The organism is Pseudomonas sp. 43(2021) (genome assembly GCF_017490805.1).
Taxonomy (GTDB): Bacteria; Pseudomonadota; Gammaproteobacteria; order Pseudomonadales; family Pseudomonadaceae; genus Aquipseudomonas.
The window spans coordinates 1-16,926 of record NZ_JAFGYJ010000038.1 but is presented as its reverse complement, the minus strand read 5'-3'; the positions used below and the strand labels follow the sequence as shown (position 1 = coordinate 16,926).

Annotated in this window: 14 protein-coding genes and 3 pseudogenes; 7 read left to right on the top strand and 10 right to left on the bottom strand. The window is 61.7% G+C overall.

Features of this window, described 5'->3' with window-relative positions; translation table 11 throughout:
• Positions 1–278 precede the first annotated feature (278 nt).
• Together J5M71_RS24165 and J5M71_RS24160 are read left to right on the top strand one after the other, a co-directional pair.
• Positions 279–2,465 carry an OsmC domain/YcaO domain-containing protein gene (locus J5M71_RS24165; RefSeq protein WP_207837783.1) on the top strand — a complete coding sequence of 729 codons (2,187 nt, stop codon included), beginning with the start codon at positions 279–281 and terminating at the stop codon, positions 2,463–2,465.
• 350 nt (positions 2,466–2,815) lie between these two features.
• Positions 2,816–3,628 (top strand): class I SAM-dependent methyltransferase, encoded by an 813-nt coding sequence (locus tag J5M71_RS24160; protein WP_207837781.1) that lies wholly within the window; start codon positions 2,816–2,818, stop codon positions 3,626–3,628.
• On the opposite strand, the gene J5M71_RS24155 is transcribed toward J5M71_RS24160, so the two are convergent.
• The 4 genes and pseudogenes from J5M71_RS24155 to J5M71_RS24140 form a co-directional block, all read right to left on the bottom strand.
• Positions 3,615–4,490 carry a hypothetical protein gene (locus J5M71_RS24155; protein ID WP_207837779.1) on the bottom strand — a complete coding sequence of 292 codons (876 nt, stop codon included), beginning with the start codon at positions 4,488–4,490 and terminating at the stop codon, positions 3,615–3,617. The two genes, J5M71_RS24160 and J5M71_RS24155, sit on opposite strands and share 14 nt — an antisense overlap.
• A gap of 2 nt (positions 4,491–4,492) precedes the next feature.
• Positions 4,493–6,982, bottom strand: a pseudogene (locus tag J5M71_RS24150) (T6SS effector BTH_I2691 family protein).
• 376 nt (positions 6,983–7,358) lie between these two features.
• Complete coding sequence (locus J5M71_RS24145) at positions 7,359–7,658, bottom strand: hypothetical protein (RefSeq protein ID WP_207837777.1); 300 nt, start codon at positions 7,656–7,658, stop codon at positions 7,359–7,361.
• A gap of 225 nt (positions 7,659–7,883) precedes the next feature.
• The gene (locus tag J5M71_RS24140) at positions 7,884–10,016 is read right to left on the bottom strand and encodes a TonB-dependent siderophore receptor (RefSeq protein ID WP_207837775.1); all 2,133 of its coding nucleotides are present in this window, start codon (positions 10,014–10,016) and stop codon (positions 7,884–7,886) included.
• Between the two features lie 187 nt (positions 10,017–10,203).
• On the opposite strand from J5M71_RS24140, the gene J5M71_RS24135 reads away from it, so the two are divergent.
• Entirely contained in the window at positions 10,204–10,785 is a 582-nt protein-coding gene (locus J5M71_RS24135) for a hypothetical protein (protein WP_207837773.1), read from the top strand.
• 4 nt (positions 10,786–10,789) lie between these two features.
• Here J5M71_RS24135 and J5M71_RS24130 read toward each other — a convergent pair whose 3' ends face one another.
• Entirely contained in the window at positions 10,790–11,554 is a 765-nt protein-coding gene (locus tag J5M71_RS24130) for a hypothetical protein (protein WP_207837771.1), read from the bottom strand.
• A gap of 218 nt (positions 11,555–11,772) precedes the next feature.
• Between J5M71_RS24130 and J5M71_RS24125 the strand changes: the two genes are divergently transcribed.
• Complete coding sequence (locus J5M71_RS24125) at positions 11,773–12,291, top strand: DMT family transporter (protein ID WP_207837768.1); 519 nt, start codon at positions 11,773–11,775, stop codon at positions 12,289–12,291.
• On the opposite strand, the gene J5M71_RS24120 is transcribed toward J5M71_RS24125, so the two are convergent.
• Complete coding sequence (locus J5M71_RS24120; protein ID WP_207837832.1) at positions 12,292–13,200, bottom strand: LysR family transcriptional regulator; 909 nt, start codon at positions 13,198–13,200, stop codon at positions 12,292–12,294.
• Between the two features lie 107 nt (positions 13,201–13,307).
• Between J5M71_RS24120 and J5M71_RS24115 the strand changes: the two are divergent.
• From J5M71_RS24115 to J5M71_RS29580, 3 genes and pseudogenes are all read left to right on the top strand, one after another.
• A pseudogene (locus J5M71_RS24115) lies at positions 13,308–13,589 on the top strand (zinc-binding dehydrogenase); the annotation flags it as partial.
• 69 nt (positions 13,590–13,658) lie between these two features.
• Positions 13,659–13,790, top strand: coding sequence for a LysR family transcriptional regulator (locus J5M71_RS29585; protein WP_325175958.1), 132 nt, complete (start codon positions 13,659–13,661; stop codon positions 13,788–13,790).
• A 45-nt stretch (positions 13,791–13,835) separates the two neighbouring features.
• Positions 13,836–14,132: a LysR substrate-binding domain-containing protein gene (locus tag J5M71_RS29580; RefSeq protein ID WP_347709873.1), complete on the top strand. Its 297-nt coding sequence runs from the start codon at positions 13,836–13,838 to the stop codon at positions 14,130–14,132.
• A gap of 189 nt (positions 14,133–14,321) precedes the next feature.
• Here J5M71_RS29580 and J5M71_RS24105 read toward each other — a convergent pair whose 3' ends face one another.
• The 4 genes and pseudogenes from J5M71_RS24105 to J5M71_RS24090 all read right to left on the bottom strand — a co-directional run bounded on the left by J5M71_RS24105 (position 14,322) and on the right by J5M71_RS24090 (position 16,747).
• The gene (locus J5M71_RS24105; RefSeq protein WP_063914989.1) at positions 14,322–14,651 is read right to left on the bottom strand and encodes a hypothetical protein; all 330 of its coding nucleotides are present in this window, start codon (positions 14,649–14,651) and stop codon (positions 14,322–14,324) included.
• A 74-nt stretch (positions 14,652–14,725) separates the two neighbouring features.
• Positions 14,726–15,376 carry a DUF998 domain-containing protein gene (locus tag J5M71_RS24100; RefSeq protein ID WP_207837765.1) on the bottom strand — a complete coding sequence of 217 codons (651 nt, stop codon included), beginning with the start codon at positions 15,374–15,376 and terminating at the stop codon, positions 14,726–14,728.
• Positions 15,377–15,581: 205 nt separating this feature from the next.
• Positions 15,582–15,758 (bottom strand): annotated as a pseudogene (locus J5M71_RS24095) (aldehyde dehydrogenase (NADP(+))); the annotation flags it as partial.
• A gap of 179 nt (positions 15,759–15,937) precedes the next feature.
• A complete protein-coding gene (locus J5M71_RS24090) occupies positions 15,938–16,747 on the bottom strand; it encodes a type 1 glutamine amidotransferase (protein WP_207837762.1) in 810 nt (269 codons plus the stop codon).
• Positions 16,748–16,926 lie beyond the last annotated feature (179 nt).

Sequence of the window (16,926 nt, the reverse complement as noted above, 5' to 3'; positions counted from 1 at the left end):
TGCAGAAACGCTAGCACAGCGAGGTGACCGCTGGTCTGCTGGCGGGGCAGGTTCAGAGGATCAGGCAAGCAATTCGGTGGAATACGCAAGTCTGTACCGGTCCTATCGCCAGCAAGCCGGCTCCCACCTCGACCGTATCGACCGCAAGTCATGTGCAGTTCCTGTGGGAGCTGGCTTGCCGGCGATAGGGCCGGTACAGGCAAACAGGACTTCCGGCAGAAAAACCCGGATAATGCCGGCCAATTTCGTTTTGCACGCTTAAATCACGGTAATCCCGCATGGAAATCAAGGTCAATTTTCTCGACAATCTCCGTCTCGAAGCCAAGTTCGACGACTTCACGGTGATCGCCGACCAACCGATCCGCTACAAGGGTGATGGCTCGGCCCCGGGGCCGTTCGACTATTTCCTGGCGTCTTCGGCCTTGTGCGCGGCTTACTTCGTCAAGCTGTACTGCCAGACCCGCGACATCCCCACCGAAAACATTCGCCTGTCGCAGAACAACATCGTCGACCCGGAAAACCGCTACAACCAGATCTTCAAGATCCAGGTCGAGCTGCCCGAGGATATTTCCGAGAAGGACCGCCAAGGCATCCTGCGCTCCATCGATCGCTGCACCGTGAAGAAGGTGGTGCAGACCGGCCCCGAGTTCGTGATCGAAGTGGTCGACAACCTCGACGCCGATGCCCAGGGCCTGCTGATGCCGGTGGCGGACACCAGCACCTACATCCCCGGCAAGGACCTGCCGCTGGAGCAGACCATCGCCAACATGTCGGGCATCCTCGCCGGTCTGGGGATGAAGATCGAAATCGCCTCGTGGCGCAACATCGTGCCCAACGTGTGGTCGCTGCACGTGCGCGACGCCCAGTCGCCAATGTGCTTCACCAACGGCAAGGGCGCGACCAAGGAGGCCGCGCTGGCCTCGGCGCTGGGCGAGTTCATCGAGCGGCTGAACTGCAACTTCTTCTATAACGACCAGTTCTGGGGCGAGGACCTGGCCAACGCGCCGTTCGTGCACTACCCGAACGAGCAGTGGTTCAAACCCGGCCCACGCGATGCGCTGCCGGCCGAGATCCTCGATGAGCACTGCCTGGCAATCTATAACCCGGACGGCGAGCTGCGCGGCTCGCACCTGTACGACACCAACTCGGGCAACACCGCGCGCGGCATCTGCTCGCTGCCGTTCGTGCGCCAGTCCGACCAGCAGGTGGTGTACTTCCCGTCCAACCTGATCGAGAACCTGTTCCTCAGCAACGGCATGAGCGCCGGCAACACCCTGGCCGAGGCCCAGGTGCAGTGCCTGTCGGAAATCTTCGAGCGCGCCGTGAAGCGTGAAATCCTCGAAGGTGAGCTGTGCCTGCCGGATGTGCCGCAGGAGGTACTGGCCAAGTACCCGGCCATCGTTGCCGGCATCCAGGGCCTGGAAGAGCAGGGCTTCCCGGTGCTGGTCAAGGATGCGTCGTTGGGGGGTGAGTTCCCGGTCATGTGCGTGACCTTGATGAACCCGCGCACCGGTGGCGTGTTCGCCTCGTTCGGTGCCCACCCGAGCCTGGAAGTGGCGCTGGAGCGCAGCCTCACCGAACTGCTGCAGGGCCGCAGCTTCGAAGGCTTGAACGACCTGCCGCAACCGACCTTCGAAAGCCACGCGCTGACCGAGCCGAACAACTTCGTCGAGCACTTCATCGACTCCAGCGGCGTGGTGTCGTGGCGCTTCTTCAGTGCCAAGGCCGACTTCGAGTTCGTCGAGTGGGACTTCTCCGGCCACGGCGAGGATTCCAACGTGCAGGAGGCCGCGACCCTGTTCGGCATCCTCGAAGACCTGGGCAAGGAAGTGTACATGGCGGTGTACGACAACCTTGGCGCCACCGCCTGCCGCATCCTGGTGCCGGGCTATTCGGAGATCTATCCGGTCGAAGACCTGATCTGGGACAACACCAACCGCGCCTTGTCGTTCCGTGCCGACATCCTCAACCTGCACAGCCTGGACAACCGCTCGCTCAAGCTGCTGCTCAAGCGTCTGGACAATTGTGATGTGGATGACTACACCACCATCACCACGCTGATCGGCGTGGAGTTCGACGAGAACACGGTGTGGGGCCAGTTGACCATTCTTGAGCTGAAGCTGCTCATCTGCCTGGCGGTGCAGCGCTTCGAGGATGCCAAGGAGCTGGTCGAGGCGTTCCTGCAGTTCAACGACAACACCGTCGAGCGCGGGTTGTTCTACCAGGCGTTGAACGTGGTGCTGGAAGTGCTGCTGGACGACGAACTGGAAATGGACGACTACGAGGCCAACTTCCGGCGCATGTTCGGCAACCCGCGCATGGACGCGGTGCTGGGCTCGGTGGACGGCAGCGTACGCTTCCATGGTCTGACCCCGACCAGCATGAAGCTCGAAGGCCTCGATCGCCACCTGCGCCTGATCGAAAGCTACAAGAAGCTGCACGCGGCCCGGGCCAGGTTCGCCTGATATCTGATAGGTATTCTTTCCTTCGCAGAACGCAAGGCCTTGTGGGAGCGGCCTTGTGTCGCGAAAGGGCTGCGTAGCAGCCCCAGGGTTACTGCGGTGATGCGAATATTGCTGGGGCCGCTGTGCGGCCCTTTCGCGACACAAGGCCGCTCCCACAGGGGGAGTATGAGCCAATAGAGCTCATATGCCTTTCATCTCTGGTGTCTACACCAAATCGATCTTGCTTCACCGCTTATTATTTCTTGCCGCTTCGCCCGCCAGGCGCGTAGCGTTTTGCTCCCATCCCTTGAATACATGGCGCGTTGACCGCCAGAAGGACCTCGGCCGCGCACAACAAGAAGGCGCAGACCATGAGCACCCCTTTGGATACCAATGCCCTCAAAGCCCGCCAGCAAGCCGCGTGGGCCAGTGGCGACTACGCGGTAATCGGCACCACCCTGCAACTGGTTGGCGAGCGCCTGGCAGAAGCCTGTGACCTGCGCTGGGACGAGCAGGTGCTGGATGTCGCCGCCGGCAACGGCAATGCCACCCTGGCCGCCGCCCGGCGCGGCTGCCGCGTTACCTCCACCGACTATGTGCCCGAACTGCTCAAGCGCGGTGAAGAACGTGCGCGGGCCGAGCATTTCAACGTGGTGTTCCAGACCGCCGATGCCGAAGCGCTGCCGTTTGCCGATGGCACCTTCGATGCTGTGCTTTCCACCTTCGGCGTGATGTTCGCCCCCGACCAGGCTCGGGCCGCGCACGAATTGAGCCGGGTGTGCCGGCGCGGTGGCCGGATCGGCCTGGCCAACTGGACCCCGCAAGGGTTCGTCGGGCAGATGTTCAAGACCCTCGGGCGGCACGTGCCGCCGCCAGCCGGGGCCTTGCCACCTTCGCGCTGGGGCGACGAGGAACAACTACGTGTGCTGTTCGAGGGGGCGCTTGGCGAACTGCAGGTCAGTCGCCAGTACTTCAACTTCCGCTATCGTTCGGCGGCGCATTTCATCGAGGTGTTCCGCACCTGGTACGGGCCGGTGCACAAGGCGTTTGCCTTGCTGGAGCCGGAGGCGGCCGGGGCGTTGGAGCGGGATCTGACCCAGTTGCTGAATGAAAGCAACGTGGGGGGCTCTGCGTCATTGGTGGTGCCGAGTGAATACCTTGAGGTGGTGATCATTCGGGGTTAGCAGGCGCTCCTTCGAAGGCCTCTGCCGGTGGTGGCGCTGCACGGACATTGAAGAGTTTGCAGATGAAGTACCAGCAGATGGCGACGGTCAGGTTGTAAGGGAGCAGCACGGCCCAGAACGGCAGTTGCCAGTTCTTCTTGCCCTGCATTTCGCCGGGTTCGCCGGTTCGCCAGGGGACGTAGTGGCGCCAGGCTTCTGCCGGGGTCAGGCAGATCGCGTGCAGTGGCTTGTGCCACCAGTTGGGTTCGCCAGGTGGGGGAAGTTTGTCCGGGCCGTGGTCCATGAAGTGGCGGAGGTATTCCCAGACTTCTGCGACGTGTTTGACGCCGGGTTCGGTAGGTTCGTTGCTGTCGACCCAGAGGCAATCCTTTTGGTGGAGGCTACCGTCCTCTCGGCGAGGGGCGAAGGCGAGGGCATAGCTGGTGCTGAAGGATGAGCCGCCGTATTCGGTGCGTTTGAAAATTCCACCTCCCGTATTGCTCCATTCAAAAATTAATACCTTACTCAAGCGCTGGTAGTAGATTCTTTGGGTTGAACGGTTGAGGCAGAAACTTGATAAGCCTTTTATAAAGTAAATTCGATAGATCAGAAAAGGGGTGAATATGAAAGGTGCTGTTAAAAACAATAACAGCAATATAGTGTCTTCGGTATATAGGTCTGGGATGCTTGGGAGGAGGTAGGGGTAAAAACCAATCAGTAGTATGATCGTCATTGCACAGTATAATTTCCCCATAAATACGGAATCTGTTACCCATGGATTTCGCAGGCATAAGGTGTTTTTTGATACTTTTACCAGCTGCCCGCCAATGGCAGGTTCATGCCCGGACCCTGACGTTGAATTGAATATCCAGATGGTTGCCATGATCAGCGCTCAAGACGGAAAGTTGACAGGATCTCATTGTCCTCATCCAACCCTTGATTGACGTTGTAGGCTAGATGCAGTGAGACATGATTTTGGGTGCCTCACGTGTTCTCGAAATGAAGAACTAAGCCAGCACCTGCAATGTGGCCGGTCGGGACGATTGGAAAAACGTCCATTCCTTGGTCGTTACGGAGAGCGCTCAAGCTTCCTGACCATTCACTTACTCCAAGTACGAAGCCAGGCAGCAGCACTGTGAACTCAACGGTTGGTTGAGGTGTGGCTACTTCGTTGCGAGTGATTGCTGTCCAGCTTGGCGGAGACCAGTGATTGTTATGATGCCATCTGGTGTCGACTTTAGTTATACCGAGTGATTGGGCCTGCTCGGCGGATAATAGTTTCGGTCCGTAATGCTCACTATGCCAAGCTTTGATTTCTGCTTGTAGCGAGGTGAAAGCAGGAAGTTTATTTTCATAGTTCAAGGTAATCTCAGGGCGCGCCTCCCCATCGTTGTTGCGATTACCGAAGACGCTACGTGCTGCCCAAAACTCAATTGGGCTGTGAAGTCGCTCATGTGCCTTGGCATGGAGGTAGAGACCTCCTGCAATGATTGCTGTTCCTACGAGAACAAGGGCAGCTGCGGCCCATCCGGCGAAGGGCACAACCGATGTAGCACCCGCAACAGCAAGTCCGGCTTCAAGGACGACAGCAGAGCCAATAGCCATGGTTAATCCGCCAGCAATTGTGTATTTACTGGCAGTAGAGTCACCGTTATTGAACTGGCGAAACCCCTTGGATCCATCAGAGAACAGACTAAATACTATTGCAGGATATCCTGCTAATCGCGCAAACAAGTTACTGCTTAAGAATTTTATAATCCCATTTCCAAAGGCCATCCCAGGGGCGGTTGAACTTAGCCTGAGCATCACTGCTTTCTGCGTTGCCCGCACGCTGACTAATGTCGCCGATGCAGCACCAATCACCCCGAAAATCGATGAAGCGAACCCCATGGTGTATTCCGGTGCATCGCTCTGCTGCAGGCTGTGGTAGGCGGTCTTGAGCGAAATCACGTTGAACCACAGCATTCCCGCATTCAATCCACCGCCGCCGCCCGCTGTGAGTAACCCGAGAAAGTTGGGTTTAGCTCGCGCGGTGGTGGTCAGTTCGATTGACACCGTCCGGCTTCCCGAGATGCGTAGCTCTTTCATCTCTTCAACTTGCGCCATGCCGTTCTTCAGGTACTTCTCCACCTCCTGGCTGAACGGATTGTCCCGAATGGCCTGCTCGGTGATCTGGTAACGCGCTGCCAGCAGTCCCAGCGCTTTCTCGGCATTGGCCTCGCTCGCCGCCAACAACACTTGCCGACGCAGGCCATGACTGGCATCCCAGCGGGTCTGCCCACGCAGGCGCTTGAGCACCACGGTGGTGACCGACTGGGCGGTAAGGTCGGTGATGTCGGCCATGGCCGGAAAGCGACCCGCCAACCCTTCGATCACGTTATCGCTGGCGCCGAACAGGCTGCCGATCGAATCCGCCTTGTCCTTGAACGGGTTGAATGGCGCCAGGGCGGTGTACAGCGGGCTGTCGTGCTGGTCCAGCCACTGTTCGAGACGTTTGAGTCGCGGGTCCAGTTCTTCAGTGCCGGGCGCTGGCTGGCCCATCGACTGAATCAGCAGCGCCAAGGATATTTCCAGGCCGCGGGCGGAAGTGATTTCGTCGCGGTCGTAGCAGGCCAGGGCCGCAGCCAGGCTGTAGGGGTTATCGACGTGCTGGGGTTCGGCGGTCCCGAGCCAGGCGTCATGGTCGTGGCTGGCCTGCAAGGCCTGGTTGCGCAACGCGATGATCCGGCGTTCCAGTTCATCACGCTCGGTGAGGAAGCGCCGGTACTTGGCGAGGTCGAGACGCTGTGCCAGGCGGGCGCCGTTGGGTGAGTAGTCTTCATGGGTGAGGGCCTGAAAACGTGACTCGGACGGCGACAGGGCGGGGCCGCGGCGCTCGGTGCCAAGCCGGAACTCGGCCAGTTCCGGTGAAGGGGCATCCGCCGGGTACAGGCTTTCCAGCGTCTTGTTCAGCAGCATGGCCACCAGGTTGCGGTGGTGGAAATCGTGGCTTTGCACGCTCAGCTGTTCGACATCCAGTTTGTAGCACGCCGGTACGCGTTCCTGCTCGGGCCCTTGTGCCGGCTTCATGTGCTCCAGCTGTTCGGCGGGCATCAGGTCGCGTAGTTGATGCTGGTAGGCCGACACCGTCAGGCTCAGGTCCAGGGCCATGCCTTCGGCATCGGTGAGCGCCACCACTACCGGTACTTTCGGCTGGGTGTAGGCAGAGTGTTGTAGTGGCCCGAAGCCTTGTTCGAGGTTGAAGCCTGCATCGGCATAGCGGCAGGCGGGCATATCGCCGGTGCGTGGCACGATGGCATAGCGCACCGGCAGGATGGGGATGCGTGCGCTACAGGCAGGGCCGGAGGTGGCGCTGCTGATGGAGGCGTCAGTCATGGGAGCTCCTTGCTCAGTGTCAAACTTTCTTGCTCACGAAATAAAAAATGGCCTGCTTTATTGCTGGTCAGCCTGTTGTTATCTATTTCGTGGGGATGTATTGAAGCGTTATTGACGTATATACCGCGGGTGTACCGTACCCTGGTTTTCTTGATGGGCTGTATGTTGTAGGAAAGTTCTTGTTTTGGGTTGCCACGGATAGGGCGTATCAAGTTTCAATGGCAAGACAATGCCTCGACTGCCGTTTTGAGTCGAGGTCGAAAGTGTAAGAGTATATTTGGGTGAGTCGGATGTTGCTCAAGTGCTCCTCATGAAGGAGAAGCAGTGCGGATATATTTGTAAGAAAGGTCTTACTTTATAATTTGTCTATAAATATTTAGTTCTTGCACTTGGCCATCACCACCTGGCAAGTCTTCGGTGTGCCCCCTGACCGGCTTGCATAACGCACGCAGTTGTTCAGCGATTTCTGCCGGGCAATGCTCAGGGTATTGCCCCACGCGAGGCCGCCTTCGCCGGTGGTGGGGACGGCCTTGGCGAAGCAGTTGGAGCCTGTTGCGGGAGCCGCGTAGCGGGCCTTGCTGGTCTTGCTGGAGCAGCCGGCGGTGAGTGCCAGGCTGAAGGCGAGCAGGGTGGTCAGCGCCCAAGGTGTGTATGGGCGATTCGGTTTGTTGCTCATATGCTCTCCTTACTGAGGGGCGGGACGCTGTGATCGCAAGCAAGGTGCTGTCCACACTGTGGGAGCGGGTTTGTCGAGGCGGCGCACCGCCGCGAACACCGGCAAAGTCGGTGCCATTCACTGCGCAGGATATTGCATTCAAGCGAAGCGGTGAACGTTTGCATTGCACCAGATGCAACGCAAGGCCTTGCACCACAGCAAGGCCTTGCGCCTTGGGGCAGGGGATCAGAACCGGTAGCTGAAGCTGGCTTCCAGCGTGCGCGGTGCACCCGGGGTGATCAGGTCCACCGAACCGTGCGCGGAGGCATAGTAGTCGCGGTCGAACACGTTCTTCAGGCGCAGCGCGGCGTCCCATTGCGGCACGCTGTACAGCAGCGCGGTGTCGAAGGTGGTGTAGCCCGGCATCACCACCACATTGTCGAGTGCGGTGTAGCGCTCGTCGACGTAGTTGGCGCCGGCAGCCACGCGCCATTCCGGGGTCAAGGTACGCACCAGCCAGACGTTGGCGCTGTTACGCGGCGTCAGGGTAGGGGTCTGGCCTTCGTTAGCCACGCCGTTGGTCTTGCTGTTGGACTTGGTGATCTCGGCATCCAGATAGGCATAGCCAGCGTAGATCTGCCACTTGTCGGTGAGCTGCCCGCTGACGGTGGCTTCGAAACCGTCGGTGCGTTGTTCGCCGGCCAGCACGGTCAGGTTGGGGTTGGCCGGGTCGGCCGTCTTCATGTTGGTGCGCTCGAGGCGGAATACCGCTGCGGTCACCGACAGGCGGCTGTCGAGCAGGTCCCACTTGGCGCCGAGTTCGTAGTTGGTGGTTTCTTCCGGCTCCAGGTGCTGGTTGGTCGGACTGACCGCGAACACCTCGCCCGAAGGCTGGTAGCTGCGGCTGACCGAGACATAGTAGGACTGGATGTTATCCGGCTGGTAGACCAGGCCGGCACGTGGGCTCCAGGTCTTGTCGGTACGGTCGAGGTCGACGTTCTGCGCGCGGTCGTCGTCGTACTCCTGGCCAAAGATGTCATAACGCACACCGACCAAGGCCTTCCAGTGCTCATTCAGTTCGATCATGTCCTGCACATACAGGCCGGTGGTCTGCTGGAAGTTGGTGCCCTTGGACGACAGGTTGGCGCCGTGCTCCGGCACCGGCACCAGGGCGTCGCGGAACACCGGCACCTGGGCAACGTTGTTCTGGCTCAGCACCCGCTGGTGCTTGTCCTGGAAGCCTACTTCCACGCCATACAGCAAGTTGTGCTGCATTCCGGCAAGCTGCGCCTGTTGCTTGAGTTCGGTCTGGTTGAACACACCGTACTCGTCTCGGGCCACGTTGCCACGGTTGAGCTTGACCAGCAGTTCGCCGTTGGGCGCGGTGACGAAGCGCGTCGGGCTGCTGTCGGCCAGGGTGTTGTTGCGGTCCAGGTCGTAGCGGTAATACCGGCTGGTGTTGGTCAGGGTGAAGTCGTCATTGATGCGGTAGTCCAGGCTTGCGGTCAGCGAGAACACTTCGCTGCGGGCGTAGTCCTGATCGGCATCGCCGGAGCCGAAGCGCTTGTCGCGATCCACATCCACCGGGCGGTTGCCCAGCGCCGGGATGCCGAAGTCGATCAGGCGCTTGTCGTACAGGTAGGTGGCGCCCAGGTTCAGTTCCAGGTCGTCGGAGAGGCGGAAGTAGGCCGACGGCGCGATGGCCTTGCGGTCGATGTAGCCATCGTCGCGGAAGGTGTCGCTGTCTTCGAAGGCTCCGGTCACGCGGTAGGCCTGGTTGCTTTGCGGGTCTGCCCAGCCGGTGTCGAACTGGGTGCGGCGCTTGCCTTCGCTGTCGAAGCTCATGCCGACCTCGCGCTTGGGCGTGAAGCTCGGTTTCTTGCTGATGCTGTTGATCAGGCCGCCCGAAGAGCCACGGCCATAGAGCACGGCGGCAGGGCCCTTGATCACCTCGACCCGCTCGATGTTGGACAGGTCACGGAAGTACAGGGCGTCGTCGCGCACGCCGTCGATGTACATGTCGCCAATGGCGCTGAAGCCGCGAATGGTCACCTGGTCGCGCTGGCCGTCGCCGTTGGACAGACCGATGCCGGGCACATTCTTCAGCACGTCCTCCATGGACTGCGCACCCTGGTCCTTGATTACGCTTTCGGGCACGACGTTGACGGTTTGCGGGATGTCGCGCAGCGGGGCGTCGATCTTCATGGCGCTGCGACTTTCGCTGGCCTTGTAGCTTTGCTGCTCGTAGGCGCTGGTGACGGCAGTGGCGGGCAAGGCGAGGGAACCCTGCGATTCAGGTTGGACAGCCGCGTGAACAGCAGGCACAACCAGCAGACCCAGCATGGAAATGGATGCTGGGGCAACGGACTTTTTTGCCATTACAAATGACTCTTTGTTGTATTTGAGGTAACGAATAGTAATGATTTGTAAATGTAAAGCAAGTGTAAAGAATTCGCATTTGCTGTTGCAAGGTGGCGGCCCGGCAATGTGGCAGCCAAGGGCTATGCTTGTTGGCGCGTGAACATTTCACGCACCGATCCGGTCTTGATTACATGGAAGCAGGCCTATGAATCCAATTCGCTCTCTCGCTCGTGCTGTTGCCCTTGCCACCCTGGCGTCTACCGCCAGCTTCATGGTGCAGGCTGCCGGTATTCCCATTGGCAGCGAGGCGCTGGAAAGCCACGTCACCACGCAGGTCACGGCCATCGACCTGGCCAGCCGCCAGGTCACGGTGAAAGGCCCCGACGACAAGAAGGATGTGACCTTCCAGCTCACGGAAAAGGCCAAGGCGCTGCCCAACCTCAAGGTGGGTGACCAGGTCGACATCTACGTGACCCGTGCGGTGGCCTATGTGCTGAATCCCGAAGTAGGCGGGGCGCCGAAGGCGACTGAAGAGTCCGGCACCATCCGCGCCACTGCGGACAACCCCAACCCGGGCGGCGAAGCGTTCCGCCAGGTCAAGGTGACCTCGCAGATCAAGAAGATCGACCTCAAGGCGCATGAGGTGAGCCTGCTGCCACCGGAGGGCAAGCTGCAGGTGGTCAAGGTCGAGAACCCTGACCTGCAGGCACGCATGAAGAACCTCAAGGTCGGCCAGACGGTCGACGCGATCTACACCGAAGTGCTGCGCGTCGAAACCTCGCGCTGACCATTCATTGGGGCAGGCTACGGGTTGCCCGCGTATGGATCCGCCGTGATGCCTTGCATGACGGCGGATGTCGTTCGAACAGCTGGATCACCCAGTCGGGCCGAGTCTTGCTGGCATCGTTGAGCCAATTGGCAACCGAGTCCTGGGCATACTTGTCGGTTTCGGCCAGGCGGGGCACCAGCAGTGGCTCGGCCGCTTCCGGCATCAGCTTGAGCGCGGCGATGTGCTCGCACCAGACGCCACGCGGGCGCAGTACCTCGATGCAGAAGCGTCGTACCAGTGGGTTGCTGTCGCCGGCATGCCGTGCGAGCAGGGCAAGGGCGCTATCCAGTTCCCGAGCCAGGTGAGGGCGCAGGGCCATCCAGGCCCATTCGCGCACGCCAAAATGTTCATCGCGGGCAAAACGCAGCTGGGCCAGCAAAGCGGACTCGAGATCGAGCGTGCGCGACAGGTGCGCCTGGGCGAAGGCCGCCCAGCTGCGCACCGTATCGGCGCTGTGTGCGCTGCACCGCTCGAACACCTGTTGGCGCAGGGGCGCAGGGGCTGGTTCCAGCCATTGCCCGAGGGTAAGCCCGATGGCCGCGATTTTCTTCGACAGGCCCAGCGAGCGTGTTGCTTCGGCACAGGTAGCCAACGGTCCGATCAGTGTGTCGGGCAGTTGGCCTGCCAATGCCCCGACCAGGGTCGTTTGATCCACTGCCAGGCACTCGGCCAGGTTGCGGGTGGGCAACTGTCCATGGTCGATCAGGGTTGTGCGTTCATCTGTCATCGAATGTGCTCCATCACATACGGTTCTGGTCTGGTTTCAGCCGGACCCCGTCGGCTTGGGCTTCTGGGGGCGTGACTGGGCAGCATCCTAGCCGACTCGGCAGGAACCGCATGCATGGTATCCATGTAGCGAATAGTGTGGGTGCACACTTTCGATTTCCATAGATAGAGAGAATTTGCCGATCATGGCCTGAACATTTGTCGAGAACGAGAATTGCCATGCCCAGCAAAACCCTGTGCCTGCTAGCGCTTCCCTTTGCCCTGGCGTTGCTTGCCGGTGCCGTGCTGCCATTCCAGGCTGCGGGTAATGCCGCCGTCGGCCGGGCGCTGGGGCATTGGTTGTGGGGCGCGTTCACGTCGTTGACGGTAAGTTCGCTGGTGGTGATCGCTGCACTGCTGATCCTCAGGGTGCCGGCGCCGGACATGGGCAAGGCCTTGCAGGGGCCTTGGTGGTTGTGGGTAGGCGGTGTGCTGGGGGCGCTGTACGTGGCCGGTGCCGCTGCGCTTACCCCTAAGCTGGGTGCGGCGGGGTTCCTGGTGCTGGTGGTGGCGGGGCAGATCATCACGGCGGTGGTCGCCGACCACTTCGGGGTGATGGGACTAGGGGGCAAACCGCTCAACCTGGCCAGGCTGGCGGGCGTGGTGCTGATCCTGTGTGGCGTGCTGCTGGTGCAAGGCAGCTGGGCGGCGGGCACGCCGGCCAGTGCCGCGGCCGTGGTGAGACAGCCGGAGGCTTGATCAACGTGTCGGCTGGCTGCAGGCCCATACGGTTTCACGCAGCCAGCGATGCCCGGGGTCGCTGTCCTTGCGGCTGTGCCAGGCCTGCTGGTAGTCGAACGAAGGGATCGCCAGCGGCGGCTCGAACTGGCGCAATGCAGGGTGCTGGTGTAGGGAACCTACGGCGCGGCTGGCCACGGTCAGGATCAGGTCAGTGCCAGCCAGCACCTCGACCGCCGCGCTCCAGTGCGGCAAGGCCAGGGCAATCCGCCGGCGCAGGCCTTGGGCGGCCAGGGCTCGCTCGATTTCGTCAAAGGCATCCGGGCGCATGGCCATCAGCACATGCGGGCGGGCCACCCAGTCGGCCAGGGCCAGGCCACCGCTGGCCGGCAGGACCTGGCGATCGGCAACGCTGATGAAGTTGTCGGCGAACAGTGCTTGGGCGGTGATGGCCTGGGGCAGTTCGGGGAAGATGCCCAGGGCCAGGTCCAGTTCACCGTCGAGCAGCTGGGCCAGCATGGTTTCGCGGCTGGCCTGGCTGATGGCCAGGTCCACCCCGGGCGCGACCTGGCGCAGGTGGCGCAGCAGGGGTGGCAGGATGATCCGTGAGGAGTAGTCGGACAGCGAGAGCCTGAAGCGACGTTGGGACTTCGCCGGTTCGAACTGTGGGGCGGCCAGCAGGCCGTTGAGGTTGCCCAGGGCGTCCTGCAGCGGCTTGGCCAGCGATTGGGCGCGGGCGGTCAAGGCCATGCGGCCGTTCTGGCGCACCAGCAAGGGGTCGTCGAAGTGCTTGCGCAGCTGCGCCAGGGCGTGGCTTACCGCGGGTTGGCTGCGGTGCAGGCGCAGGGCGGCGCGGGTCACGTGCTTTTCGCTCAGCAGCGCGTGCAGGGCGAGCAGCAGGTTGAGGTCGATCTTGCGTAGTTCATCCATGGTACGAATGGTCTTGGTCATCTCTGACGGTTTCGATCAGCTTAACAAATAACCGAGGCTGACGCGGTTCGGCGCGCGCAGAGGGTCCTGCTGACCTTGGCTGTATTGCCGTCGGCGATGGGGTACATGGCGTGCAGGTGGGCGACCGGGTCGCCTATGCAATGGGCCCGGTTGGCGGTTACGCCAGCGGCCGCCTGTACCCGGCTGAGCGCCTGGTCAAGCTACCGCCGCAGCTGGATGAGCAGGCCGCCGCCGCCGTGCTGGCGGCGGTCGCCGAGGGTATCATCCAGCCTCGGGTCTGGCGTCGCTACCCGCTGGCCGAAGCGGCCAGGGTCCACGGGGACCTGGAGCAAGGGTTGTCGGAGGGCGCGCTGGTCCTTACTGCCTGACTCCTGACCCTACTGCCTTGTGCCGAGCCTTGCCATGGATGCCTTCGACAGCCGCCGCACCACCCCACGGTGCTGTCCAAGCGCCTGAGAGCACTGGAGGCGCGCCTGGGCATTCGCCTGGTGGAGCGCAGTACGCGGCAGCTGCGCTTTACCGATGAAGGCGAGCGGCTGGTGGCCAGGTGCGCGAGGCCAACCGGCTGATCGCCGAGGCGGAACAGGAAGCGGCCGAAGGGGCGGCGACGGTACGTGGGCGCCTGCGCCTGGCGGAGTGTCAAGGTTGCCGGCAGCTTGCGCAGTAATGACAACGAAGCCCTGCTGGAGGCGACGCGCCGTGGCGTGGGTATTCTGGCCGGAGGAGACTGGCTGATGGGCGAAGACCTCGCCGCCGGGCGCTTGGTGCGGGTGCTGCCGCAATGGCAGCTGAATGTGGCGGCAGGCATCTACCTGGTACGGCCGACCGCGCGCCTCAACACCACCGCCCTGGGGGCCTTCAAGGCGTGGCTGGAAGCACGCTTCGAGGCCGGTGCGCCCTGGCGGCTTTGACACAAGGCCGCTCTCTGGGAACAGCACATAATTCATTGATTTGGCACGCCCTCTGTGGGAGCGGGCATGTCGAGGCGTCGAACCGCCGCGAACACCGGCGGAGCCGGTGCCATACACCGCGTTGTGGCATTCGCGGGCACGCCCGCTCCCACAGCGCATCCCAAAGGGCTGGGCAATCTTTTGAGAGCTTTATCGCCTTGCTACCGCATGCTGCACGCACTGCTCGTAATAGGTCTGCTTGATCGCTGCAGGTTTGAGCCGCGAGCGGCTGTTATAGGTCTGCTCGGTAATACCGAAGGCGGTCATGCGCATCCACGGTTTGGGAAATTTGCGCACCTGCAGCTTCTTGCGCGTGGCATACAAGGTTACCCCGGAAAGCTTGGCCTGCTGGGCCTCGGCGGCTATCTGCGCGCCCCAGCCGCAGGTGTGGCGATCGTTCTGGCTCAACGCCCGTGCCTGGGCGCCGAAAGCGAGCGTGGCCAGCAGGCAGCCGGCCATCGTTGCTAGAAGTACTCGCATGTTGCTGTCCTAAGCATCTGAAGGAAAACGAAGTTTGCCTTCGCTTGAAGACGCTGGGGGCCAGCAATTTGCCGTCAGGTTGTGGCCATGGGCAACGGGCTGGAGACGGGTATGCGCAGGCTGGTCCAGGCCAGGCTGGCGACCCAGATCACCGATACACCGTAGTTCAGGCGCTGGTACAGGCCGAACAACTGGCCGTTTTGTGCGGCGTGGCCCATGAGCGCGACGGTGATGATCGCCAGTACCACGCAGGTCAGGGAAAACAGCGCCAGTGCCCTGGACCCGGCAATGCGATTGCCCAGCCAGGCCCACAGGGCACTGGCCAGGGTAAGCGAGAAGAACATCAGCAGGCCGGACAGGTTGTGCAGTTGTTGTGACCGGGAAGGCTGTGCCGGTGCGCAACCTTGGTCGCAGGGAAACCAGCCGGTACCCAGGCTGCCCAGGCCATGCAGCAGCACCAACGCCGCACTCAGCAACGCCAGCTTCGAGCCACGCCAACGTCGTGCCAGGCCCCAGGCAAACAGCGCAAACAGTATGGCGAGGGGGAAGTTATTGACCAGCGGCGACCAATTCTGGGTCGGCGAACCGACGGCGCCGAGCTGGCTCATGGCCTGTTGCAGGTGGTTGTAGCCGGGGTAGGCTTGGGCGGTGAACCATACGCCTGCCAGCAGCCAAAGGGGGATCAGCAGGCCGCTGGAGAGCAACAGGCGTTCGAGGGGTTTCATGCTGTGGTTTCCTTCCATGGATGAGCGTGAAACCGCACAGTACAGGCTTGCGCCTGCGTGGGGCCAGTATTTCCAGTGTTTTTTCAGTGCTGGGGAGTCGTCTGCGGACACCTACAAATACCGCATTGCGTATCGCCCCGGCGACGCCGGTACAGCCAAAAGAAAGCCCCGCCATGCGCGGGGCTTTGCTGTTTCAGGCAATCAGTCAGATCGCGCCGTCACGCAGTGCCTCGGGCAACAGCGCCTGCGGGTGGTTCTGGTAGCACACCGGGCCCTGGAAGCGGTCGATGGCCAGGGTGCCGACCGACGTGCCGCGTGCATCCGAGGTGGCCGGGTAAGGTCCAGCGTGCACCATCGCATCACACACCTCGACACCGGTCGGGCAGACTTGCTGCGATCAGTCATCGTATCTCTTGGTGGGGTAGGAAAAAACGATCGCGGAGACAGGCACAAGCCCGCCGCCCGTTTCCACGGGAAGTGTTCTGGGACCAGCAGAGGGTGACCGGGGAAAACGGGGGCGGCCTTGCGCCGCCCCGCGATCAAAGCAGAGGAAACTGAAGCTCAGGCAGCATGCTGGCGCTTGATCTGCGCCTTGCGTACCTGGGCGCGGCAAGCGTCGCCGAAAGCCTGGAAGATCTTGACCGAATCCGGGTTCTTCGCCGCTTGCCACTCCGGGTGCCACTGCACGGCGAACAGGAACGGCGAAATGCTCGGGGCATGGATCGCCTCGACCAGGCCGTCTTCGGCATGGGCGATGGCCTCGATGCCGGCACCGAGCTTGTGCAGGCCCTGGCCATGCAGCGAGTTGACGCGAATCTCGTCGGTACCCAGGGTGTCACGCAACCAGCTGTCCGGCTTGATCTTCACGCCGTGCACCTGGGCGTATTGCACCTCGACCGGGTCTTCCGGGTTTTCCCGGTGGTCGTTGAAGCCAGGCTCGGCGTACACCTTCTGGTAGATGTCGCCACCCAGGGCCACGTTGATTTCCTGCATGCCACGGCAGATGCCGAAGATTGGCAGGCCACGCTTGATCGCCGCCTTGACCAGCGGGATGTCGAACAGGTCGCGGTTCTTGTCCTGGCCTTTGCCGGGGGTCTCGTTCTCCTGGCCGTACAGGGCCGGGTCGATGTTGCTGCCGGCGCCGGTCAGGTACACGCCGTCGGCCATGTCCAGATAGGTCTCGAGGTCCTCGATGCCGCAGCAGGTGGGCACCAGCACCGGGACGCAATCGGAAAACTCGACCAGCGGGGTGATGTATTTGTGGGTCATGACCTGGTAGTCATGGCCTTTGCGCTCTTGGCTGCCCATGGTCATCAGGACGACGGGTTTGCGCAGGGAGGGTTGCTTGTTGCCAATGTTGCTGTTGGACATATGTCACCTTGGGACAGGTTCGGCCTGTCGTTGTTGTGCAGGTGCACGGCGCGGGGCCCTGGGTGCAACCTGTAGCCCCGAGCACTGCCGGCTCGTCGGAGGCGACGATTCCGGTCGGGGCTTGTAGATAGCTTGCCAGAGCCGTTCGATATGTCAAACGACCGGGGAGGGCTTTGGGG